This is a genomic window from Mesorhizobium kowhaii (assembly GCF_003253745.1).
In the GTDB taxonomy this organism is placed as follows: Bacteria; Pseudomonadota; Alphaproteobacteria; order Rhizobiales; family Rhizobiaceae; genus Mesorhizobium; species Mesorhizobium kowhaii.
In genome coordinates, this window is the sequence record NZ_MZXV01000072.1 from 54,841 (window position 1) to 78,442 (window position 23,602).

The 23,602-nt window shown below is 58.8% G+C and carries 17 protein-coding genes and 5 pseudogenes; 11 read left to right on the top strand and 11 right to left on the bottom strand.

What is annotated here, in order from left to right:
- Positions 1-735 precede the first annotated feature (735 nt).
- From B5V02_RS32670 to B5V02_RS32695, 5 genes and pseudogenes are all read left to right on the top strand, one after another.
- Entirely contained in the window at positions 736-2,100 is a 1,365-nt protein-coding gene (locus B5V02_RS32670) for a serine hydroxymethyltransferase (protein WP_111548145.1), read from the top strand.
- 27 nt (positions 2,101-2,127) lie between these two features.
- Positions 2,128-3,384 (top strand): methionine adenosyltransferase, encoded by a 1,257-nt coding sequence (gene metK / locus B5V02_RS32675; protein WP_281005002.1) that lies wholly within the window; start codon positions 2,128-2,130, stop codon positions 3,382-3,384.
- Positions 3,371-4,402: an adenosine kinase gene (locus B5V02_RS32680; RefSeq protein WP_111548115.1), complete on the top strand. Its 1,032-nt coding sequence runs from the start codon at positions 3,371-3,373 to the stop codon at positions 4,400-4,402. Before metK ends, B5V02_RS32680 begins: the two co-directional genes overlap by 14 nt.
- A 183-nt stretch (positions 4,403-4,585) precedes the next feature.
- Positions 4,586-5,600, top strand: a pseudogene (gene metE / locus B5V02_RS32690) (5-methyltetrahydropteroyltriglutamate--homocysteine S-methyltransferase); the annotation flags it as partial.
- A 524-nt stretch (positions 5,601-6,124) separates the two neighbouring features.
- Entirely contained in the window at positions 6,125-6,427 is a 303-nt protein-coding gene (locus B5V02_RS32695) for a DUF982 domain-containing protein (RefSeq protein WP_111548116.1), read from the top strand.
- 2,212 nt (positions 6,428-8,639) lie between these two features.
- Here B5V02_RS32695 and B5V02_RS32710 read toward each other — a convergent pair.
- A complete protein-coding gene (locus tag B5V02_RS32710) occupies positions 8,640-8,996 on the bottom strand; it encodes a hypothetical protein (protein WP_111548147.1) in 357 nt (118 codons plus the stop codon).
- Between the two features lie 451 nt (positions 8,997-9,447).
- Positions 9,448-10,500, bottom strand: a pseudogene (locus tag B5V02_RS32720) (cytochrome-c peroxidase).
- A 591-nt stretch (positions 10,501-11,091) separates the two neighbouring features.
- Here B5V02_RS32720 and B5V02_RS32725 point away from each other — a divergent pair.
- The gene (locus B5V02_RS32725; protein WP_111548148.1) at positions 11,092-11,559 is read left to right on the top strand and encodes a Ros/MucR family transcriptional regulator; all 468 of its coding nucleotides are present in this window, start codon (positions 11,092-11,094) and stop codon (positions 11,557-11,559) included.
- Between the two features lie 197 nt (positions 11,560-11,756).
- Here B5V02_RS32725 and B5V02_RS32730 read toward each other — a convergent pair.
- Positions 11,757-11,968, bottom strand: a pseudogene (locus tag B5V02_RS32730) (cold-shock protein).
- A gap of 205 nt (positions 11,969-12,173) precedes the next feature.
- Between B5V02_RS32730 and B5V02_RS32735 the strand changes: the two are divergent.
- The 3 genes from B5V02_RS32735 to B5V02_RS32750 all read left to right on the top strand — a co-directional run bounded on the left by B5V02_RS32735 (position 12,174) and on the right by B5V02_RS32750 (position 16,661).
- A complete protein-coding gene (locus B5V02_RS32735; protein WP_245446339.1) occupies positions 12,174-12,422 on the top strand; it encodes a hypothetical protein in 249 nt (82 codons plus the stop codon).
- A gap of 725 nt (positions 12,423-13,147) precedes the next feature.
- Positions 13,148-15,274 carry a prolyl oligopeptidase family serine peptidase gene (locus tag B5V02_RS32740; protein WP_111548118.1) on the top strand — a complete coding sequence of 709 codons (2,127 nt, stop codon included), beginning with the start codon at positions 13,148-13,150 and terminating at the stop codon, positions 15,272-15,274.
- A 688-nt stretch (positions 15,275-15,962) separates the two neighbouring features.
- Complete coding sequence (locus tag B5V02_RS32750) at positions 15,963-16,661, top strand: OmpW/AlkL family protein (protein ID WP_111548120.1); 699 nt, start codon at positions 15,963-15,965, stop codon at positions 16,659-16,661.
- A gap of 436 nt (positions 16,662-17,097) precedes the next feature.
- Here the strand turns inward: B5V02_RS32750 and B5V02_RS40920 are convergent.
- The 3 genes and pseudogenes from B5V02_RS40920 to B5V02_RS32765 all read right to left on the bottom strand — a co-directional run.
- A pseudogene (locus B5V02_RS40920) lies at positions 17,098-17,628 on the bottom strand (transposase); the annotation flags it as partial.
- A gap of 78 nt (positions 17,629-17,706) precedes the next feature.
- Positions 17,707-17,925: a helix-turn-helix domain-containing protein gene (locus B5V02_RS32760; protein ID WP_111548122.1), complete on the bottom strand. Its 219-nt coding sequence runs from the start codon at positions 17,923-17,925 to the stop codon at positions 17,707-17,709.
- Positions 17,926-18,128: 203 nt separating this feature from the next.
- Positions 18,129-18,374: a helix-turn-helix domain-containing protein gene (locus B5V02_RS32765; protein WP_111548123.1), complete on the bottom strand. Its 246-nt coding sequence runs from the start codon at positions 18,372-18,374 to the stop codon at positions 18,129-18,131.
- A 123-nt stretch (positions 18,375-18,497) separates the two neighbouring features.
- Here B5V02_RS32765 and B5V02_RS32770 point away from each other — a divergent pair, with 123 nt between their 5' ends.
- Positions 18,498-18,773, top strand: coding sequence for a DNA -binding domain-containing protein (locus tag B5V02_RS32770; protein WP_111548124.1), 276 nt, complete (start codon positions 18,498-18,500; stop codon positions 18,771-18,773).
- Between the two features lie 12 nt (positions 18,774-18,785).
- Here the strand turns inward: B5V02_RS32770 and B5V02_RS32775 are convergent, their stop codons facing one another.
- The 5 genes from B5V02_RS32775 to B5V02_RS32795 form a co-directional block, all read right to left on the bottom strand.
- Positions 18,786-19,280 (bottom strand): DUF2285 domain-containing protein, encoded by a 495-nt coding sequence (locus B5V02_RS32775; RefSeq protein ID WP_111548125.1) that lies wholly within the window; start codon positions 19,278-19,280, stop codon positions 18,786-18,788.
- Between the two features lie 58 nt (positions 19,281-19,338).
- Entirely contained in the window at positions 19,339-19,596 is a 258-nt protein-coding gene (locus B5V02_RS32780) for a transcriptional regulator domain-containing protein (RefSeq protein ID WP_111548126.1), read from the bottom strand.
- Between the two features lie 34 nt (positions 19,597-19,630).
- Entirely contained in the window at positions 19,631-20,257 is a 627-nt protein-coding gene (locus B5V02_RS32785; RefSeq protein ID WP_111548127.1) for an acyl-homoserine-lactone synthase, read from the bottom strand.
- 90 nt (positions 20,258-20,347) lie between these two features.
- Complete coding sequence (locus B5V02_RS32790; RefSeq protein ID WP_111548128.1) at positions 20,348-21,076, bottom strand: LuxR family transcriptional regulator; 729 nt, start codon at positions 21,074-21,076, stop codon at positions 20,348-20,350.
- 539 nt (positions 21,077-21,615) lie between these two features.
- A complete protein-coding gene (locus B5V02_RS32795) occupies positions 21,616-23,022 on the bottom strand; it encodes an aminotransferase (RefSeq protein WP_111548129.1) in 1,407 nt (468 codons plus the stop codon).
- 125 nt (positions 23,023-23,147) lie between these two features.
- Between B5V02_RS32795 and B5V02_RS32800 the strand changes: the two are divergent.
- Positions 23,148-23,479 (top strand): annotated as a pseudogene (locus B5V02_RS32800) (Ros/MucR family transcriptional regulator); the annotation flags it as partial.
- Between the last annotated feature and the right edge of the window lie 123 nt (positions 23,480-23,602).

Genomic DNA, 23,602 nt, shown 5'->3' on the forward strand with positions numbered 1-23,602 from the left:
AATTCATAGACTCTTAGCAACTCAAAACCGCTGTGAATGTTACTCTCATCGCAACATCTGAGGTTAGCGGGTCAAAACCGAGGTGACGCGACCACCGAACAGCATTCAATCTCTGTTTAGCGGCAATGGCAAGAATATCATCTCTCATCTTGGTCGTTCGAACACCGCCACCGTCTTCTCAAGACAAGTACATGCTTGCAAAACAGGCGTGTTCCCTCGCGACCAGCGATTGTCTGGGCATTTGGAGGCAAAAACAAGATTTTTTCGAAAGCTGTAGCATCGACGGAGAACGCCAAGTGACAAAGTCAGTAGGACGAGCGCCCAATTTTTCCATATGGCTTGATGCTGACCAATGATGACACTGGTCAGTCGCCTACGCACGGCAGCGCATCTTGATCGCCTTCGGATCCTGGGCCTTTGCGCCCATGCGGACCTAACTGTCTGCCAGCTAGCGGAGATTCTGGGTCTGCGTCGCGAGCAGGTTGTGCGACACGTCCGGCTGCTCGTCAGAGCCGACCTTCTTTGGTGCAACGAACAACTCCGTGGTCTTCGTACCATCTCAAAGCAGGAGGCAAGGACGGCGGTCTGGTTCAATTGTTGGTCGATCTCCTGCCCCACGGCGATGGCTATCATAAACGAGACCTACAACGGCTCGAAGCGACACAAGACGCGCGGTCGAAGGGGACCGCCTGCTTGCTCGTGAACAGATCAATCCAGTTGGAGCGCGAGACTACAATGGACAACTCCTCCGACCGCGCGATCGTGCTGCGCGACACCCCCGGACGGTCTACCTTGGCCGCGGTCGATTACCGCGTTCACGAACTGCTTCTAAGACAGGAGCAGCAGGAGCGGACGACGCTCAAACTAATCGCTTCTGAGAACTTTGCCTCCTCGGCAGTGCTGGAAGCGACCGGCTCGATTTTTACGAACAAGTACGCCGAGGGGTACCCCGGTGCGCGCTACTACGCGGGAAACGAGATCGTCGATGAACTTGAGAACCTCGCCATTGAGCGCTTGAAATCATTATTTGGCAGCGAACACGCCAACGTCCAGCCTTATTCCGGCTCGCCGGCCAATCAGGCTGTCTATCGCGCGCTTTTGAGCCCGGGAGACAAGGTGATGGGCTTGTCCCTCCCGGGTGGGGGTCATCTGACACATGGATGGACCGTCAACTTCTCAGGCACTGATTACAAACGCATCCCCTATGGGCTGCACGAAAAGACGCAGCAGATTGACTATCACCGCTTGCGCGAGACGGCCAAGCGGGAACGGCCGAAACTTGTTTGGGTCGGCGGAACTGCTTATCCCCGCGTTTTTGACTATGCGGCAATGGCGGAAATCGCTTCGGAGGTGAACTCCTATCTCGTGGCCGACATCGCGCACATAAGCGGCCTCATTGTCGCGGGAGCGCACCCGAACCCCGTCGGCCATTGCGACGTCGTCAGCAGCACGTCTCACAAGTCAATCCGCGGTCCCCGCGGGGGCTTCATTTTGTCAAGGAATGAAGATCGCTATCAGGAGCTCTATCATCCGAAAAGCAAACACAATCTGGCCAAACGTATAGACCGTGCGGTGTTCCCTCTCCTGCAGGGCGGACCGCATATGAATATCATCGCCGCTCTAGCTGTCACTTTGCAGGAAGCCGCGAATCCGTCCTTCCGGACCTACGGTAAGCAGATCGTCAAGAATGCCAAGGCGCTGGCTCAGGCGCTCCTGGAGAGAGGGTATGATCTGGTCACCGGTGGGACTGACAATCACATGCTGATCCTTGATCTGCGCGATCGGCCACTGTCTGGCAAAGCCTATGCCGAGCGATTGGCAAAGGCCGGCATTATTGCGAATTTTAACATGGTGCCGGGCGACCCGCGCCATCCGGCGGTCACAAGCGGAATTCGCCTGGGGTCGCCAGCAGTGACGTCAATGGGCATGCGCGAGGCGGAAATGGCGCAGATTTCCGCCTTCATCGACCTGGTCTGCCGCCAGCCCAATGATCCGGATGTCCATGCCCGCGTGCGAAGAGACGTTGCCGACTTCTGCGCTGCGTTCGAGGTCCCTGGCATCACCAACAGGAAGCCGGGCAAATCGAAGGTCGCCACCTAACTGCAACATCTGAAACGAGGACATTCAATGACTAGGCAGTTCGTGTTTTCTTCCGAATCCGTCGGCGCGGGACACCCGGATAAGATGGCAGACAACATCTCGGATGCCATCCTCGATGCGATCCTCCGCACCGATCCGAAGGCGCGAGTCGCGTGTGAAGCATTGGTGAAGACAGGGATGGTCGTTCTCGCCGGCGAGATCACCAGCGATGCGCAGATCGATTACAGCCAAGTAGCCCGCGATACGATTGTCGATATTGGATACGATGACGATGCGATCGGCTTTGATGGTCGGCGTTGCGCCGTCGTTTTGGCTCTCACAGAGCAGTCGCCCGACATTAGCCAGGGCGTTGACGTGGGACGAGGGCAGGATCTCGAGCAGGGAGCGGGGGATCAGGGCCTCATGTTCGGGTTCGCATGCAGCGAGACCGATACACTGATGCCGTTGCCGATCCAGCTCGCTCACTGCTTGACGAAAAGACAGGCAGAGGTCCGCAAAGCGGGACAGCTGAGCTGGCTGCGTCCGGACGTAAAATCTCAAGTGTCCATCCGCTATCAAGGTTTGCGCCCGGTGGCGCTGGATACCGTAGTCCTGTCGACGCAACATGCGGAGGAGGTCACACAAGAAACAGTCCGGGAAGGCGTCATTGAGGAAATCATTAAGCCGGTCTTGCCGCCCAACTTGGACACGACGGGGATCAGGATCTTGGTCAATCCAACGGGCCGGTTCGTGGTCGGTGGGCCGCGCGGCGACTGCGGGCTCACTGGACGCAAGATCATTGTCGATTCCTACGGTGGTATGGGGCGTCACGGCGGCGGCGCCTTTTCGGGCAAGGACCCATCCAAGGTTGACCGCTCGGCTGCCTACGCGGCCCGCTATGTCGCCAAGAACATCGTGGCTAGCGGACTTGCGGAGGTCTGCGAAGTTCAGCTTGCCTACGCGATCGGTGTGGCCGCTCCGGTGTCTGTCCTGGTCAACACGTTCGGGACCGCGAAGATCGTGGAAGAAAGGATCGAGCGGCTCATTCTTGAGCTGTTCGATCTCAGACCGAAGGGCATTATCAAGATGCTTGATCTCTTGCGCCCGATATACCGCAAGACCGCCACGTACGGGCACTTCGGCCGCGAAGAACCCGAGTTCACCTGGGAGAGGACGGACAGAGCGGATGACTTGCGGCGCGAGGCGGGACTCGCCGCCGCGCAAGGGCCGACGCCGGATCGATCGCCATGCGAAAAGTCCATTCCAAGCGGACCGTTGAGCGGAGACATCGATGCCGGATTATGACGTGCTTTGCATCGGCAATGCCATTGTCGACATCATCGCCCAGTGCGACGAGGAATTCCTCGAGACCAACGGCATCATCAAGGGCGCGATGAACCTCATCGACACCCAGCGCGCCGAACTGCTCTACAGCCGCATGGGCCCGGCGATCGAAGCGTCCGGCGGCAGCGCCGGCAACACGGCGGCCGGCGTCGCCTCCTTCGGCGGGCGCGCCGCCTTCTTCGGCAAGGTTTCCAACGATGGGCTGGGCGAAATCTATGCGCACGACATCCATGCGCAAGGTGTCGCCTTCGACACCAAACCGCTCACGGGCGAACCGCCGACGGCGCGCTCGATGATTTTCGTCACGCCCGACGGCGAGCGCTCGATGAACACCTATCTCGGCGCTTGCGTCGAGCTCGGCCCGGAGGATGTCGAGGCCGACAAGGCCTCCGGCGCCAAAGTCACCTATTTCGAGGGCTATCTGTGGGATCCGCCGCGCGCCAAGGAGGCGATCCGGCAGACAGCGAAGCTGGCGCACGCGGCGCGCCGCGAGGTTTCGATGACGCTGTCGGATTCGTTCTGCGTCGACCGCTACCGCGAAGAGTTCCTCGACCTGATGCGCTCCGGCACGGTCGACATCGTCTTTGCCAACAGCCACGAGATCAAGTCGCTCTACCAGACATCGTCCTTCGACGAGGCGCTGGCGAATATCCGCAAGGACTGCAGAATAGCCGCCGTCACCCGCTCGGAAAAGGGCTCGGTCATCGTACGTGGCGACGAGACCGTGGTCATCCGGGCGACGGCGATCAGGGAGCTGGTCGACACGACAGGCGCCGGCGACCTCTACGCCGCCGGTTTCCTGCACGGCTACACGCAGGGCCGCGACCTCAAGACCTGCGGCGACCTCGGCTCGCTGGCCGCCGGCCTGGTGATCCAGCAGATCGGCCCGAGGCCAAGGCAGAATCTGCGCCGCGAGGCGGAACTGGCCGGGTTGCGTCAGGCGGACATCTCGAGGAGTAGCTGCTCACCTCCCCCTTAAGCAGGCGGTCCAGGCGAGGGCGGATAAATCAAAATGTCGCACGCGCACCCGCCGCGCCTTCGGTGTCCCCACGCCCCAACCATCGGGGTATGACATGACCATCTCTCAGCAGATTCCTGTAGCAACGCTCGGTATGCCGCGTATCGGTCGCAGGCGAGAACTGAAATTCGCGCTTGAAAGGTACTGGTGCCATTCCCAACGACGACCATCGGGTCCTTCCCGCAGACGCCGGAGGTGCGCAAGGCGCGCTCCGCTCATGCAAAGGGTGAGCTGAGCTATGTCGATTACGAGACCTTCCTGAAGAAGGTGACCGAGGCTGCTATTCGTTGGCAGGAGGAGATCGGCCTGGACGTGCTGGTGCACGGTGAGTTCGAACGAAACGACATGGTGCAGCATTTCGGCGAGCAGCTGTCTGGCCTCGCCTTCACCCAGCATGGCTGGGTGCAAAGCTATGGCTCCCGCTATGTGCGCCCTCCCATCATCTTCGGGGACGTATCGCGGCCCAATCCGATGACGGTGCGGTGGTGGCAATTTGCCCAGTCGCTGACGGAAAAGCCGGTGAAGGGAATGCTCACAGGCCCAGTGACCATTCTTAACTGGTCTTTTGTTCGCGACGACGTACCTCGCTCCGAAGCCTGCCGCCAGATCGCGCTCGCCATTCGCGATGGACCTTGAAAGAGCCGGCGCAAGGATGATCCAGATCGACGAAGCCGCGTTTCGCGAAGGCCTGCCACTGCGCAAGTCCGACTGGAAAGTCTATCTCGACTGGGCCGTCGAATGCTTCCGGCTCGCTTCAACGGGTGTAAAGGACGCGACCCAAATCCATACTCACATGTGCTATTCGGAATTCACCGAGATCATCGACGCGATCGCCGAAATGGACGCGGATGTAATTTCGATTGAGACGTCGCGCTCGAAAATGGAACTGCTGGACGCCTTCACGAGCTCCAAATACCCGAACGAAATCGGTCCCGGAGTCTACGACATTCACTCACCACGTGTCCCGGAAGTCGCGGAGATTTCGGACCTCGTCTCGCTTGCCCGCGAGCGACTGTCCGACGGCCAGCTGTGGATAAATCCGGACTGTGGCCTCAAAACACGCAAATGGAAGGAGGTCCGCCCTGCCCTCATGAACATGGTCGCTGCAGCCCGGGCGCTTCGGGAGAAAGTGCCGGCCGGAGGCCTTCCTGAGTCCTAACCATGTGGTGATTTACCGGCTGCCGCGTGTCGGCCGTTAAATGCCCAACCGATTACTTTACTGCAAATAAGTCATTCGAGGAAAAACATATAATTTTCCTTCGGCAGGTGTCACGTTGCTGTTCAGGGGTACGGGCGGGCAGCACGCTGCGCTTGTCAAACATATGGCAGCCGGGTTCAATTGGAATATCTCGGTTGGTTCGAACGCCGGAGCGGATGGAGCTTTGATCCCGGACACCGCGCGGACGGCCGGTGGATCCCAGAAATCCCGGCGCCTGGCGACTATCACCGGACTTTGACCGATCGCGGGTGCGAAGCCACATTGGTATGCGAGCGTCTAAATGGGAGTCCACGCCCGAAACGCGTGCAAATCTCCCCGTCCAAAAAACTGTACCAGAGGACTGCAACCAGCTGCTTTCCTCTTGAAACTGTCATCGCCCTGACAACACATTCTGCAATTGTCGGAGGGTGTCGATGAGGCGCCGCGTCACGCAAACTAGTTGTTCAGCAGATCGGGAGGACCGAATGAACTCTGAGGCCTTCAGCAACCCCCTTTTCGTGAAGCGTGCACCGTACATCGTGCAAGAGATCGCCAGCCGTGCGGACGCTATCGATTTCCTCAATGAGTGGCCGGGAGATCGCAGAGATCTGATCCACGAAGCCGCCCTCAGAGCGTGCTACGATGCATATGATGGGCGAAAACCGGTAAGTACAGCGCGCAATGCCTTTTTCGGCTTTGCGAAACGGGCCGCCATATTGGAAGATGCAACCTCCGCGATGCAGTGGCTCGCTGCCTGCACGTCGGGCAGTGGAAAAGTGCAAGTGTAGGCGTCGGCGAAATGTATGAGGCGGGCGCGGGACAGCACGCTGAGGAGGGCGCTGTTCGAGATTTTCAGAGTTCGCCGAAAGCAAAACTCACCGCAACAGGGCAGATTTCGCGCAACCCCGACCATGAACCAGACACTGCACATCGGTCGTTGGTGGCAAAATCAAGCTGTTTGAAAGGGGATCGACGGTTTAGACTCGCTCTGCCGCCCTGCTGGGCGCGTGCTCCGAAGATTATGGCTACCCTCGATCCGCGTGTCATCATGGAAACTGTCGCTTGCACGCCAGCAGCTGATCGAGATGGCAAGAGTTACAGCGATTAACTGTGCCCCTCGTCAGTTTTGATGGACCGACGAGCCAAGTCCGGCATTGATCCATCATCATGGTGCATATGGATCGTCGCGAGTGCCGATGTTGACGTTCCGTGGCGCAATTTACTTTGATGTTGAGATGTCCTGATCTACTAACCCATGGCAGCGGCGTCGAAGCCCAATACATATGAGCTGCCGATGATCTTTCTCAGCACTCGGTTTTCATCGGTGTGAGAATCGACCACTTGCCGTGATGCCGAGGGATCGCCACATTTTTTTCGCGGCCTGCGCTACTCTGATGGGCACATCTTTCAGAACCTCTACGGTGCACGCCGCCGTCTGCACCATTGGTTTTTCCGACCAAAGAACCCTCCCGTCCATGGTCGTCTGACCTCGGCAAGGAACATCGGAGCGGAGGTCTCGTATTCCACCATGCGATTGGATTCCGCACGTGCTGAAAATGCGAGTTCGGACGAGAATTTTCGACTTATTTCACCGAATAATCGAAGCCATTGCCGCGGCTTGCAGTCTCCGCGCGTGGTGCACCTGCCGTTGACTTTCATCTGCTGCGCGCTTCGCCCTGCGGACAGGATACAGCGAAGCCTCCACGGCCGCGAAAATCTCGCGACGGCGGCTCGATTCCGGGGCCGGACCGCCATTTTGCGGATGTGATCCGTGGTGCCTGGCCTGGATCACGCCATCCATCTCCTGACCGCATCATCATTACCATCGCCCTCCTTCAGCCCGGCCGAGCCTCCCGACCGCCGGATCGATGATGATGATCCCCTTGGAGAATAGTCTCTTTTGAAAAGTGTGACGGTCTGCGCCGTCCTACCGTGTTTCAGCCTTTGCGTTGGTCTCCTGCGCTTCCTGCCGCGCACACGGCGAAGCGCTGTCATTCTACCGTGCAACACCCACTGGAAATACGACAGGTGGACCACAATAATCACGTCTGAGCTAAAGATTTTTCGGGCAACCCTCGAAAAAGGAAACGACAGCTCTTGGTCTTTAAGACGCCGCATGAACTTGGTGAGGGAAGGTCACCAGTCTGGCCGTTCCGAAACTTAGTTGCCTTTCTTTGACCCGGCATCGTCGCCGAGAGATCAACGGGCGTGTTGTAGAGCGCGACATTTCGTCGGGTCGTGGTCGAGTAGCTCAGCCATTCGGCTTTCGCCCTCACAGATCTGCGCGGGCGGATTTCTGGCAGTCGGCTCTTTCCGAGGGTGACCCGGGTCATATGTCCGAGCTGACTGCGCGGCACGGATTGTGAGCGACGAAGCTTGGCTAACGCTTACATTTCTCCGGTATTTCGGCGATGCATTCATCGAGACGCTCCAGGCGGAACTTCGCATTGCGAAGTTCATGTCCGGCTTCGAAACGTCGATGGCGCCCCATTGGTGTGGTCATCATGAGGTCGCGCTCCAGTTCGGCTATGCGCGTACGCACCTGCCGAGCCTCGTCTTGACGCGACGCCTTGATCCATCCACGCCGCGCATCCGCCTCCCTGCCACCCGCCCCGAAACCGTGCGGGGCATGCCACCGAGACCGTAATTTCCGGCAAGCCGAAACGCTCTAAATTTAACATCCGCTAATGTAAGTCTAGTCGCATCGGCATGGCGTGGGCGTTCGGCTTGACGCGCGCATCGACAACCGCAAATCGGGTGATGCGTTTGGCGGCAAGCCATGCACGCTGGACGCCGAGAAGGTGGTAAAAATCACCGGCCACCCGGTTAGCGGCGTTTACCGCTGCGCGCCTACGATCGAGCGGTGTCGGCGCCCGGCGAAGCCAATGCAGCGGGTAAGGTCGCCAAATGGTGCGACACTGCCAAGATGCCGAACCTGGGGCGGATGCAACAGTCGACTGACAGCGATGTGCGGCATAGTCAAAGCGCAGTGCCAGGCCGTTAAGCGCCGGGCAGTGCGCCTTTCGCTGACATCTCGAAGACATCGAGCAGGATGGCCAGCCCGACGCCGCACGCGGTCAGGATGACGCCGGCCATGAAGATGCGGTTGGCGCGTTCATAGATGGGTCGGCGCAGCGAACTCATGTCGAGCAGTATGGACAGCGCCCGCATCTGCAACGCGATGCCGACCAGGATCGGCACAATGGCGAACAGGTCGTAGAGCCGCCATGGCATGGGATTCGCCGCCCAATGCGTGACGAAGCCAAGCGAAAAGGCGAGCAGGATGCCCACAACGGTGATTGTGCCGTTGCGGAAAATTGTCTCGATCAGCTCTTCCTTCGGATCGTGCTCGTCCAGCGTCCCTCTCCTCCCTATCCGTGGCAGGCTTTGCACAGTTTGCGACTAAGCTCTCGGAAAAACCCTCTACATCGCCGCCAATTAGTCAAGAGACCTTCGGAGATCAGGCAAAGCGAACCGATGGCTGCGCGGGGAATTAGCGGAACTGGACGGTCAAACGCCGTTGACTTTGGCACAGACTGAGACCGGCGATCGGGGCCATGTGCCCTATCGCCCCATATGGGCGCATCTCGTTGTAGGTATCTGCGCCAATCCTCAACCTTTGGAACCTTTGGCCTGTCTCGCGCCAGATACCTGGCATGATGCCATCGCAACGGGCTGGCGGCGGAAGCATTGTCTGCACTATGGGATCATGCAAGGCATTGCCTTCTCAAGGAGGTTGCGATCATCTCTTCCCAGTGATGGTCGCAATCATTGTTGATTGCGACCATCCGTAGCCAGCTCCGGCTATTCATTTCCTTAAGATCTGCGATGCAGGTCGAGGCGTTGTCGCCGTTTCGGCGGGTAAGATGGGCAAGACCACCTCCGGTACCTTTCCGGTCAGCGATTTAAGGAAGGCAACGAGCAGGTCGACCTCTTCTGCCTTCAATTCTTCGCCGAGTTGGGTGGCGCCCATAATGGCCACGGCCTGTTTCAGATCCCAAACCTTGCCCGAATGAAAGTACGGCGCGGTGAGTGCTACGTTGCGCAGCGGCGCCGCGCGGAAAACATAGGGATCGTCAGCTGTATTGGTGACCGCAAAGCGGCCCTTGTCCTTTTCCGGCAGGACCTCGCGCTGGGCTTTTCCACAAGGCCGAATTGGTAAAAGTCCTGCCCGCCAACGTTGATACCGGCATGGCAGGACGAGCACCCTTCTCCATGAATAGCGCCAGGCCCTGTTTCTGTTCGGAAGTCATGGCTGCGTCATCGCAATTGAGGAAGGCATCGAAGGGGGCCGGCGTGACCAACGTCGCCTCAAAGGCTTCAACTGCCTTGGCCAAGTTGTCGAAGGTGACGCGATCGGCCTCACCCGGGAAAGCTGCATTGAACCAATCGAGATATTGCGGCATCGACTTGAGCGTCGTGATGACTTGAACTGGTGTGTTGGCCAATTCGATACCGGCTTGGACCGGTCCCTTGGCCTGAGCCTTCAGGTCTTCGGCGCGACCATCCCAGAACTGCGCGATGTTGAAGACAGCGTTCAGGACCGTCCGCGCGTTGCGGGGTCCCTTCTGCCAACCATGGCCGATCGAGGTTTCGAGATTGTCGTCGCCGCCGGTGGCCAAGTTGTGGCACGAGTTGCACGAGATGACGCCGGACGCCGAGATGAGTGGATCGTAGAAAAGTGCCTTGCCGAGGATGATCTTCTCCGGAGTGATCGGGTTGTTGGTGATTGCCGGCGTGGTGGGCGGCAAAGCCTTGAAAGTGGCCAGGGCCGTTTCTCTGAGGTCGGCGGGATCGGTTCCGCAGCAAGAGCGGTGGCTGCAGGCAAGGCGACAGCCATCGTAGTGAATAGCATTTTCATAAATTGTCTCCGAGCGTTGTGCACGGAAGCCATTGGGGGATATGCGGTTCGTGAACGTCCTGCGCTAGATCAACAGCCCGAGAGGACTGGCCCTGACGGCCAGACTCGAACAGGCCTGCCACCGAGTGGCGGAAGCCGCCACCCAGGCTGTGTCCGTCGCACTGACCGTGGATCCCAACACGCGGCCGGGCGCCATCGCAATTTGTTCGCGCTGACGGCCTGATCGGTTCCTTGGGGCATGGCGAATCCCCCCACGACAATGCCAAGGCGGAAAGCATTATGGAGACCATGAATGTCTAAGCCGTGTATCCGATGACATACGACGCCTTCAGCGGCGTGAAACACCTTCTGCTTCTTCATTTTGCTGAATTCAAAGGGAGGGGCTTCGAGAATCAAAGCAAACTGGGCCCCAGTTACGGGGCAGCCAGCACCGAGCGGATCCTCGTGCACGCCGGTGGGATGCGGCGCTATAGACCTCGATGCTGGGCAAGCATCGCAATAATCCTGTCGAGACATTTGTTGCTTTCACCGGCAACCGCCACTATGAAGCGACGCTTCGCCGACTACGTTTCAAGCCGACCGGAGAGTTTCATGACAGAAGACGCCGACAAGAATATCGACACCCTCATCGAGCTCACCGCCGATGTCGTCTCAGCCTATGTCTCCAACAATCCCGTTCCGGTGGGGGATCTCCCTGCTCTGATCGGCCAAGTGCATGCGGCTCTGAAAGGCACGGCCGGAAGCGTCTCCGCAGAAGAGCCGCAGGCTCTGAAGCCTCCTGCAGTCCCGATCAGGAAGTCGGTGACACCGGACTACATCATCTCGCTTGAGGACGGGAAGAAATTCAAATCGCTAAAGCGCCATCTGTCGACCCACTATGGGCTGACGCCGGATGAGTATCGCGCCAAATGGGGCCTGCCGGGGGATTATCCCATGGTCGCCCCGAACTACGCAGCGGCGCGGTCGGCCTTGGCCAAGACGATGGGGCTCGGCCGCAAACCGAAGGAGCCGGAAACGCCGGCGCCGGCGAAGCGGACCCGCAAGAAGGTCGCGGCCTAGTCTCGGCAACCGAGATTCGCCGCTGCCATTGGCATGATCTGCGTGGAATATGAAAAGGCGGGGGAGTAGCCCCCGCCTTACCTTTGCAGACACCCTTCGCGACCGCTTGCAGCAATCTGCTGCTCCGGCGTTTCGGTCGGGTCAGCCCATACGGGACGAACCGCGTTCTTCCGGCTGTGGCGGACGCAGCCTGAAAATCAGCCAGCTTTGCTGAGGCTGCCAGCGGAGGACTTGCCAGTGCGGCGGTCCTGTTCGATCTCATAGTTGATCTTCTGACCTTCATTGAGGGTAGAAAGGCCCGCGCGCTCGACAGCGGAGATGTGGACGAAAACATCCTGCCCCCATTGTCGGGCTGGATAAATCCAAATCCCTTGGTGCTGTTGAACCACTTCACCGTTCCGGTCGCCATATGGGTATTCCTTTGTACAATTGCAGCGTGGGCAGGCCATAAGGCCAGTCCGCTTCATAGCCGAGACTATAGGCAAAGCAAAAACGAAAAATTGCACGGCCCCGGCTCGATCTGCGGATAGTGGCTCGCGCCACGGGTCAACGGCCGGGTGGTTCACGTCGCCACCTTGGTGCATGATCCTGGCGAGGGCTTGAGGAGTTCGGAATTGGATTGTTTCGAAAAGATCGAGGCGTTAGTCGATGCGGCCAGCGCGGATGCGATCGATAGGGCGCGCGTTTTGCTGGATCAGTTCGACGACAAGTCACAAACAATCGCCCAAGCGATCGACGACTTCCTGCTTGATTTAATGACCCTGGTGTTTGTTATAGAAAGCACCCAAGAGATGTTCCATTATCCAGCGCGGCGGTTGGCACATCTGAAATTGACCAGGATCAGGCTGTTGTTGGCATCATAGCGTTGAGCTTGGAGCCGGTCCCGGTTAGAAACATCGATCTGTTCGTCGGCTAACCAGCGTGTAAAACTACCTGCATGGCGCGTGCAAGAAATGCCGTCGCCTCCTCAGCCAGCCTCTTCGCCACCTTTACTGCGAAGAGTCCGGCGGCCACCTCCCCTTTCCTACGACCCAGGCTCCTGACTCCTCTGCTCGTTCAGCGTCGACCCTGGCCTGCCTGTCGATGACAGCGATCTGCGGCGACAAGCATCATCCCCATCCCTTTACCTCGGATCTCCGATCCTTTTCGTGTCGGCGCGTAGATTTAGACGCTAGCCGGCCTTTGTCGCTCAGATCATGGTTATCCATGGGTATCTGCCGATCGAAGCCGGAGAGGCGAAGCGTGTTGGAGCGACGATGTTACGTCCCACCCAAGTTCGCTTTCCCTGCTTGAGTTTGCACGGTGTCACCGAGCCCGTACCGGTGGTTACGGGTGCAGTCATTGTCGGATATTCAACGGTGTCGGACATGAGACACAGCGCTGTCAGAGTGATCGCATTGTTCTGAAACGATTTTCCTAGTTGGCACGACACATGCTGTCCTGTCCGCAAGCGCACTGCTGCGCCGCACCAATTGAGAAGAACTCATCCCATGCTCACGCTTTTCGAACAGGCGGTCGTCGCCGCGAACACCGAGCTTTCCCGAGCCGACGGAAGCCTTTGCGCTTTCATTCTTCAGGTTGTCCGGAAATGAGCGAATTCGATTTCCGCCCAACGCTGGATGCACCTGACGATGATCCTCATCTTTGGCTTGAAGATGTAGAAGGCGAACGGGCACTTGCGTGGACCGCCAGCCAGTCGGCAAAGACCCTGAAGAACTTCGCGGGAACGCGGTTCGAGAGCGACCTGGCGGCGCTTGCAGCGATTTTCGACCGTCCCGACAGGATTCCCCTTATCACGCGCCGTGGTCAGTACCTCTACAATTTCTGGCAAGATGCCGGAAATCCGCGCGGGCTGTGGCGCCGGACCACCCTTGCCACCTACATGAAGACGGATCCCCAGTGGGAGCTGCTGATCGATCTGGACTCCCTCGCCGCTAGCGACGGAGAAGATTGGGTCTGGGGCAGCGCATCGATCGAGCCGGAGAGACGGGAAAGAGCCATCCTGCGCCTGTCGCGCGGCGGCAGCGACGCGGTCGTGCATCGCGAATTTGACCTGAGCTCCCTGAGCTTTGTCGCCGACGGGTTCAATCTCCCCGAGGCCAGGGGCAACATTGATTGGCTCGACCCCAACACGCTTCTGCTTTCCAGTGCGCTTGGTCATGGCATGGCCACCCGCTCCGGTTACGCGCGCACCGTGCGGCTTTGGAAGCGTGGCGCGGATCCACTCACCGCGCCGGTAATCTTCGAGACCGGTTCCGAAACCCTCGTTGTGTCTGGCCATCTGGACCGTACCGCCAAGAGCGAGCGCCTGTGGTTCGTCGAGCAGCTTGCCTGGCTCGACAAAATAGTCCGCATTGGCGATAGAAGCGGGCCGAAGATTGAGATCGGCCTTCCCAAGGACGCCAGATGGAATACCTTCGGCGATTGGCTGGCGGTAAAGCCGCGCAAAGCATGGACGGTTGCCGGGACGACCTATTGCGCCGACGCGCTGATCGGCATCTCGCTTTCCTCTTTCCTGGCTGGCGAGCGCCGTTTTAGCACTCTGTTCGAACCAGCCGAGAGGCGGGTCCTGCAGTCATTCTTCTGGAATAACGGGAAGCTCATTATCGCCTACCTGGCGAACCTCGTTCCGAGATTCGAGATATTCACCCCGGGCCCGCAGGAATGGGCGCGCCGAGCCCTAAACACGTTTCCCGCCGAAGGGACTGTTGACCTCTGGTCACTCGATGCGGCAGATCACGAGACCAATGGAGAGATCCTGGTCTGGGCTCAGGATCCGATCACGCCGCCGCAGCTTTTCCTATTGGATCTCGAAGCCTCGCCGCCTCTCAGCGTTTCAGTAATCCTGAAGCGCAGCCCGAAGAGTTTCGACGCATCCGGACTGGTGGTCACGCGCCACGAGGCAGTCTCGACCGATGGTGAGATGATCCCCTATACGCAGGTCGGGCCGGCGAACGGGAATGGAGATGCCCCGGTTCACCTTTCCGCCTATGGCGGGTTCGGCATATCGCTTCTGCCCCACTACAACTCCTCGCTCGGCAAGCTGTGGCTCCAACGCGGCGGCACGTGTGTGGTGGCGAACATCCGCGGGGGCGGCGAGTTCGGCACCCGCTGGCACGATGCCGGGCGGAGGGAGGGCAAGCGTCTCGCCCATGCCGATTTCGCCGCCGTTGTCGCTGACCTTGTGCGAAGGGGCATTACGCTGCCGAGGCGGATTGCCGCCGAGGGCGGGTCAAATGGCGGCCTGCTGATCGCCAACATGCTTACCCGCTATCCTGAGCATTTCGGCGCGCTATTCTGCACGGTTCCGCTTGTCGACATGCGCCGCTACACCAAACTCCTGGCGGGCGCGAGCTGGATCGACGAATATGGCGATCCGGACAAGGCTGAGGATTGGGCTTTCCTGAAGGAAATCTCCGCCTATCACACTGCCACGCCGGGACAGCCCTATCCGCCTATCCTGCTCGCCACAATGAAGCGCGACGACCGCGTCCACCCGGGCCATGCGCGCAAGATGGCCGCAAAACTGCAGGCTCTTGGCTATCCCGCTTACTTTTACGAGCCTGTCGCAGGCGGGCACGGCTACGGCAAGGACAATCGGGAGCGCGCTGCATTTATCAGTCTTGGCATCAATTTCCTTCGCAGCGTCATCGGCTGGCAAGCCGAAAGTATTTCATTGACGACCGGGAGTCCGACAAAAGCAAACTACGAATGAGCGAGTACAGGTGGATAACTGCGAGAACGGTGCAAATAATACGAGCACGGTTTGCGCAAATACGCGCTCGCACGCTGTCGATCTCAATCAATACTGCAGGACTATAGAAGTCTACCATTTCTGAAGAGCAAGGAAAAATATCATGGCAACAAAGCGAATAAAGGTGGCGCGGGGAGTAGCAGCGGCCGTCGCCCTGATGCTGCTGGCACAGCAGGCCGTCGCAGCGGAGCTTGCACGAGCCCTGTACGTCCCTCCGCCTCCCCTGCGCGACCCTCCGCCTCGCCCGTGCCCTACGACAGCAACCTGGGTCATCGCAGAACCAAGCCCTTGGCAGATCCGCCTGCGCGCGTTGGGGGTCCTCACTGAGGATTCCGGCTTCGCTAAATATAGTGCCTATCCCGCTTACTTCTACGAAGACCAGTGCACATAGACACAGCTACCGCAAGCACAATCGCGAGCGAGCGGCATTCATTGCCATGGCAACAATTTCCTTCCAGCGCGATCAGTTTGCAAGCCGATAGCGTAAATGGGGCGAGACCCACAAGGGCGATGTCTCAATACAATAAGTGACTACGGGTCAATAACCGCGAGAACGGCGCCAATAATGCGCGCCGGCGCTCTGTCGATCTCAATCAATAGGACTATTCAAGTGCAGTCTATCATTTCTGAAGAGCAAGGAGACAATAGCATGGCAACAAAGCGAACGAACGTGGCGCGGGGGGCGGTAACAGCGGCCGTCGTACTGTTGCTGGTAGGGCAGCAGGCCGTCGCGGCAGACCTTCCAGAAGTCCCGTGCGACCCGCAGGAGGGTGCCTCGGTCACGGAATGGCCTAGCCCCTGGCAAGTCCGCCTGCGCGCGTTGGGGGTCATCACTGAGGATTCGGGCTACGTTAACGCGGTGCCCGGCTCTGGTCTTTCCTATTCGAACACCGTGACGCCCGAACTCGATATTTCGTATTTCTTCACGGACAACGTCGCAGCCGAGCTTATCCTCGGCACCACCTATGCCAACATCACAGGCCAGGGCTCAATCGGCGGGCTGGGGAATATCGGCAAGGTTTGGCTGCTACCGCCCACGCTCACATTGCAGTATCATGTTAGCGATTTCGGTGCCTTCAAGCCCTATGTCGGCGCCGGCGTGAACTACACGATCTTCTATAACCAGGATGCCGGCAGCGCCGATGCTCTCAAGGTGAAGAACACGTTCGGCACGTCGCTGCAGGTCGGGTTCGACTACATGGTGGATCAGCACTGGGGCGTCAACTTCGACGTGAAGAAGCTTTTCCTGAAGCCAGATTTCGACGTCACCGTGGCCGGCAAGAAGCTGACGGGGAAGGCGGAGCTCGATCCCTGGCTCATAGGCGCAGGTGTCACCTACCGCTTCTGATGGGAAGCCGAAGTCGGGGTCGCTGAAAATGAAGGGCGCCTCGTGCGCCCTTTTACCGTCAGTCCTGCACAGCCATCGGCCACCGGATCATTCGAAGAGGTTGTGTTGTTGCTCGCAGGCAAGGAGGCTGCCCGAAGTCCGAGGAAGGCTCTAATCGATTTTACGAATGACCATCCGACGCATAAAGGCCGTGGGAACCTTGAGGAAACCATTGGTGGAGCGCGGCCTCGCCACCTTCGGACCAACAGATCACTCCTGTTCTTCGGGTCTCCGCTGGCGCCTGGAATGGAAGTGCTTAGACGCAATTTGGAGCAGGATGGCTTTCGCCGTTGTTGATGGAATGCCGCGGCCAACACTCGTGGCCGACATCAGTCTCAAGGGCGGCTCCAGGCATGGCGGCGCTTGCCGCGAAATACCGTGAGTGCGGCTATCTCCAGGTGCGCGCGCCAACCAGCACGCTGCGCAGGGCTTCCTCGCGGGCACGCGTGATCCGCAGAGCCTGATCCTGCCGGCAGCCCGAATGATCCTTCGGCGTCAGGCTGAGCCAGGCCAGAAGGCAAAGTTTCGGTCCGATCGAAAGTCTCAGATGCCGGGCTCTTCATCACCAGTAGCGACGCATCGATCGGGAGACCGACACAGGGAATTTCGCCAGGCGCTGTCTGCTCCTTGGCCGGATGTATCATTTTGGCGTCGACGTCTTTCAGATGTGGTTGCAACTGCGCATATTCCTTGAGCATGGATATGCGAACAGCTCCGCGGCCAAAATCCGGCAGCGTCCCATCTGCCACGATACGGTCGAGCAGCGGTTCGATCCGCATATCCTTTGGCGGCGATCAGCCCATATACTGTCGCATAGCTGCGGATCGCATTGGCGAGTTGCGTGCGATTGCGGATCAGCCTGTCGCAGGTCAACCAGCAGCAATGCCGGCTGGTTGTCATCTGTCTTGACCGGTATGAAGCGCATCGTGTGAATTCTATGCCCTCGCATGCGCGATCGGGGTGCACCGTCATCTTGATCGAAGAAGACCCGGTCTCTGCGAAAGTCTCACGCCTGTTTGTCGGGCCGCACGAGTTCCATGTGGCTCACCCCGAGGGCTTGTGCCAACTCGTAGATCGTGACGATCGTCGGATTTCTGCGGCCTTTCTCCAAGCCGCTTATGTACTGCTGACTGAAGCCGGAGATCTCGGCAAGCTGCTCCTGCGTCAGATGGTTCTTCTGCCTGAACCTCTGCACATTCCGTCCGACCAACTGGCGCATGTCCATCCGCCCAAGTCAGCGGATTAGGCATCTTGAGTTTATCAACTATAATATGTATTCCACACGGTACGTCTCAATCCGCCCGCAGACGGCTTCGCGGAGCCAATTTTCGGAGAGAGGACAGCGGTGTTACACTCTAAACTGAATGCGCCGATCGCGGACGAGGCGATGTTGAGGGCCCTGATTGAGCCATCCGAGCGCGACACAATCTACAGATCACGAGAGTGGCCCATTTGTGCCAGAAGCTCGCAAGGGTCGATATCGAGAGCCTCGGTAACGTCGAGAAACTCAATTACGTCCAGCCGACGTTCACCACCTTCGTACTTGGCCACGAAGGATTGTGGGCGGCCCAACATTTCAGCTACCTGGGACTGGGTCACTCCCTTGGTCTTGCGCGCCGCAATCAGCCATTCTAGCAGCCGGCGCTGGCGAGCTGATCGGAGAGATTTCGGCATCAGACGAACCGGCCAACAAGGAACCGGCTCAGCGACTAATCCCAGTTTCGGATTATCCCATTTTAGGATATTGTGCCGTCATGATCTGCGCGGGCGCGGAATAGGTCTTAGGCGAGACATGAAATGGTAGACAGATTGTTCCAACCTGCTGTTGCCGACGAGGTCCCATGGGCGGAGAGCCTGACCGCTTACGACGATGAACACTTCACGACATATTTGAAGCTCATAGACGCATGCGCCGACAATGTGAGCGAAGAAGAGATGGCGCAGGCGATATTGGGCATCGATCCGGTGCAAGAGCCAGCGCGCGCCCAAAGGGCGGTTCGCAGCCATCTCGCGCGCGCCCACTGGCTGGTGGTGGCGGGGTACAAAGAGCTGTTCTCTGGCCAAAAGGCCTGATGGTGACAGTCGTTATAGAAGAAAACGCCTATACCCACCGGCCATGAGCGAGCGCCCGCGTCTGACTGCACGGCGGACGCTGTCGCGAAGATGGTCACCGGGGTCGGCCCAGTCCTGCTCGACGCGGGCTCTGCCGAAGAGGGCAAGGCCGATTTCGCGGTGCGGTGCGCCAGCGATGGAGCCGTCGAGCGCACGCAAGACGCGGCGCAACCGCGAGCAACGGGGCTCGGTCGGAAAGAATCCTGGTTGCAGCCTGCCGGTCCAACAGAGGCTGTTCAGACATTCCAACGCGTTCAGGCGTTGCTTCAGTTCCTCTGGCGACCAGAGGACGGAGGATGTCAATCGCACAGGTTCGAGGATGCTGACGCCTGAGGCAGCCAGCTGCAAGCTCCTGCCACTGTCCTCGACAAGGAGGTGCTGATGCCCGTCCCGCGTGACGAATATGGAGATGCGGCAGGAGCGCGCGGCGAGATCGAGCACGTCGACCCCGCGCGGCCGCGCCGTCATTTCGGCAGCAACCGGCAAAACATGCGGACATTGGCAGGGGCACCCAAAGACGCTCGCATCAGTTCCTTTCGAGCTTGCAAAACAGAAGGCCCCACCGCGAGAGATCAACAGTGTTCGATGGCAGGCTGATAATGTTCACGCACCGGGCGTTCGTGCGTTCGGCACCGCGCAGCGCGTTCGCCAGATCCTTCTGGAAGTCCGGATTGCGCCTGAGGAATTCCCAGGCCCAGCCTCGGCTGGTGAGCTGCTCGACATAGCCATAGGCACCATCATCTTGCCTGTCCGGCCAAGCAGGGCCAGGTCTTGTTTCGTCCATTGCATCATTTCCAGGAGAGGGTTGGATTCCAGGCTCAGGCGATCTTCATGACCGGTGTCCACAGCACCGGGCCCTTGAGCCCGCCATTGCGACGGAGGGCTTCCAAGCTCTCTGTCGAGACGTCGAGAATTCCGGCAACGGCACGTGTGTTGCCTATTGTTTGCGGGTCGGACAACCGTTCGAGTGGCCAGCCGGCGCGACGCAAGATCCGCTCTATGCGCAGATCGGTTACGGTGACGATGCTGCGCAGACCGCGTGACAAACCAAACTCGACCATTCCGGCAAACAGCTCGTAGGTGCCAATTGCGATGCCGGCCTGTTTCGGTGTGGAAGGCGGCAGATCAAGCGCAAAACGGCTGCTTTCCCAAACCCGCGGATCTTCCGGCGCTGAACGGTCTGCAAGGAGAGCGAAGAAGCTGTCGCGCAGCATCGTCGGTCCTGTAGTCGGCAACAGGCGCACGCAGCCGTCGATGCGTCCGGCGGGCGCACGCAACACGAGGTAGTGGGGACGAAGCGCGTCGAATGGATCGACCTCATAGCCGCCGCAGAACGAAACGTCCCAATCAAGTCGGTCCCTGAAGACGCGATACCGCAAGCGGTACATCTGCTCGAGCTCGTCGCTGAACTCAGCGTAGCAATCCGGCGTGATCAACTGCATCATTTTGGCCTTCTCCCTCGCATGGATAACACCTACGATTGAAGGCAAACGCCGGAGCTAATACAACCTGTGTATGTGCCCAGGTTTCTGAGATTAGGTGAAGAGGGATGGCTTGGATAGTGCAAGCCGAATGGCTGCCTGAATAGCCGTCTTCACGCCAAGCTTCTTCCTGGCGTTATCCCGATGATAGGCTGCGGTGTGCCGACTGATTCCCAAGATGCGGCCGATTTCCCACGCCGTCTTTCCGCGAGCCGCCCACTTCAGACACTCGATTTCCCTTCGCGATAGGGCAACGCCATCCACGATCCTGCCGTCGGCCAACTTGCGACTGGCATGAAGATGGAAGAGGATCGCGATGAGCTGCAGCACGCGGTCATATCGGTCAATCAGGCGGAAGAACAGTGGTCGCCTTTCATCCGAGGCGAAGGTCAGTGCTGCAAACGTACCGGTGCTGTCATGGATCGGGATCGTGAAGCCGCAGTGAATGCCAAATTGCGTCGCCTCATCCATCAATTGTCGCTGCTGCGTCGACAGTTCGAGATCAGCACCGTGCGCATCCCAGTTGAATGGTTCCCGACCACCACGCGCCTGATGGATAACTGGGTCAATCTTTTCATACCGACTGTGAAGGTAGTGAGATTTCCAGGATTGAGGGTAGGTGGAAATCAGGCGCACCTTGCGGCCCTTGCCAGGCGAAGGGAAAAGATAGGCGAAAGACGGCAAGTCGAGGGAAGAGGCAATCTCGCCCAGAGCGTTGCGCAGGTCCGTCGCGTCAGCGCTGTCTGCGATTTGCTCTACAAATCTATGAAAAGCGTCTTGCATAACTAAACTGCAGTGAGTTCTGGCCCCCCATATCGGAGCCGAGACGGGTCGGCCAAAGCGCAGCAATTCAGGGTAGAAGGCCCGGCCGGAGACTGAGCTCCGTGCCGGGCCGGTGCGCCTTGGGAGGGCGATATGTGTTTCGACGGCGCTCTTATCGACACCAAGACCTCATTCCAGTGTCAACTGTTACCAGGTGACAGTTGTCCTCTTGGGTTTGCACTTCCTTGCGGTCGGAGTGTCTGTTTGCGGGCTGTTGAGACTGTCCCATAGAGGAGCTCAGCCTCACGATGAATTGCGGTCTGTGAGAGCGTCACCTCTACAATTCTTGCAGCAGCCCTACGTCACCGTCTCGGACGCGAAGGCGGTACTGTGTTTTTCGAGATTGGCGGCGCATTTTCGGCATCGGCTCGCACGGCCTCCATGCAAGTTGCCTTAAAAGCGGAGAGTGTCGCTTTGCGCGCGCCAACTCATGACGCCACGGGCTGCCGGACGTGATATCCTGGTCGATCCGAGTGGGAGGCGTCATCCGTCACGTCAGATCATATCGCGCCCTCCGCCTTCAGCGCGCGATAGGTCGTATCGACTGATTTCGCGGTTGCGTCGACGATGATGTCGATCTCTTTTCGGGTAATGATCAGAGGTGGGGCAAAGCCGAGGATATCGCCGTGCGGCATGGCGCGGCCTATGACACCATTTTCAAACAGAGCAGCGGCGGCGCGCACGCCGACCTGAAGTGCGGGTTCAAATGGTACCCGCCCCTTCGGATCCCGCATCAACTCCACGGCAGATAGAATGCCGACGCCGCGAACCTCGCCAACAATGGGATGACGCTCCAGTTCGGCTTTCATGCGAGCTTGCCAATACGGTCCGACGTCCCGAACATGTTCCAAGATGTTTCTTTCCTTTAGCAATTTAATATTCGCAAGCGCGGCCGCCGCGCAAAGCGTGTGACCGGAATATGTCCAGCCGTGGCCGAGTGGACCGTGCTTCTCCGTTCCTTGTTCCAAGACCGACCAAACGCGGTCGCCGATAATTGACCCGGAGATGGGCAGGTAGGCTGAACTCAAGCCCTTGGCGATCGTTACGAAATCCGGACGCATGCCATAAAGGTGGGAACCGAATTTCTCACCGGTCCGCGCGAAGCCGCAGACCACTTCATCGGCGATCAGAAGGATTTCGTACTTGTCGAGCACGCCTTGAATTGCCGTCCAGTATCCTTTTGGGGGCGGAACGATGCCGCCGGTTCCAAGTACCGGCTCTCCGATAAAGGCTGCAACTGTCTCGGGGCCTTCAGCGAGGATAAGGGCTTCAAGTTCGTTGGCACAGCGCCTGGAGAATGCTTCCTCATTTTCGCCGTCGTGCGCCTGGCGATAGTAATGTGGCGTCGTCGTATGACGCACCAAATTCAAAGGCAAGTCGAAGAAATCGTGAAAGAAGGGCAGGCCTGTCAGGCTACCGGTGACCAGTCCGGACCCGTGATATCCGCGATGCCGCGAGATGATCTTCTTCTTTTCAGGGCGGCCGAGAATATTGTTGTAGTACCACACCAGCTTGATGTTGGTTTCGTTGGCGTCGGAACCGGAGAGGCCGAAATAGACCCTTCGCATGTTCTGACCGAAATATTCGACCACGGCCTCCGCCAAGAGGGCGACTGGCTCGGTTCCTTGGCTGGCATAGACGTGCGCGAACGGCAATTCGTGTGCTTGCCTAGCAATGGCCTCGGCGATCTCCGTGCATCTATATCCCATGTTGACGCAGTAAAGCCCTCCGAAACCATCGAGGCTCCTTCGGCCTTCGGTATCCCAGATATAGACGCCTTCCGCACCGGCCATGATCCGGTTTGGCGTTTCGCCTCGGCTGTGCTTGGCCAGATGCGTAGAAGGATGGAAGACAAAGCTTCTATCCTTCTCCCGGAGTTGCTCGGTTCCCAGATTGCTCAAGCGCATGGTCCCTCTCCTCGCAATGGATCGGCGGAGGGCACTCGGCCAGCCGCCTCTCTAGCAATTAGCATACCGCAAACGTCGCTTGAGTTTCGCGGGAATGCACGTCTTTAGCCGACGAATTCGCGGAATTGGCATCAAACGCCGTGGAAACCAAGGCTTCGGCGTTCAACGTTGTGATCTTTCGTGAGGTTCCCGCGGTGAACCCGAAGAGGTCAGTGTTTCCTGACTACATCGTTTGCCTCGAGGACGGGAAGAAATTCAAATCGTTGAAGCGACATTTGGGTGTCCACTATGGCCTCACTCCTGACGAGTACCGTGAGAAGTGGGGATTGAAGGTGGACTACCCCATGGTGGCGCCGAATTATGCGGCCGCGCGGTCCGAAATGGCCAAGTCTAGGGTCTTGGCCGGAAGGCTGTTGCCGCCAAGGCAACCAAGAAGCCTGGAAAGCGGAAGGTCTGAAATTTCGACATGTCCCACCCGGGCGCGATCTTGCGCAGCGGAATTGAGGAGTGCAGCGGCCGATGGAAGTCGGGTAGCGCTGTGTTCATGGCGCGATCCCGACTTCAGAAGCTGGATAGAAGC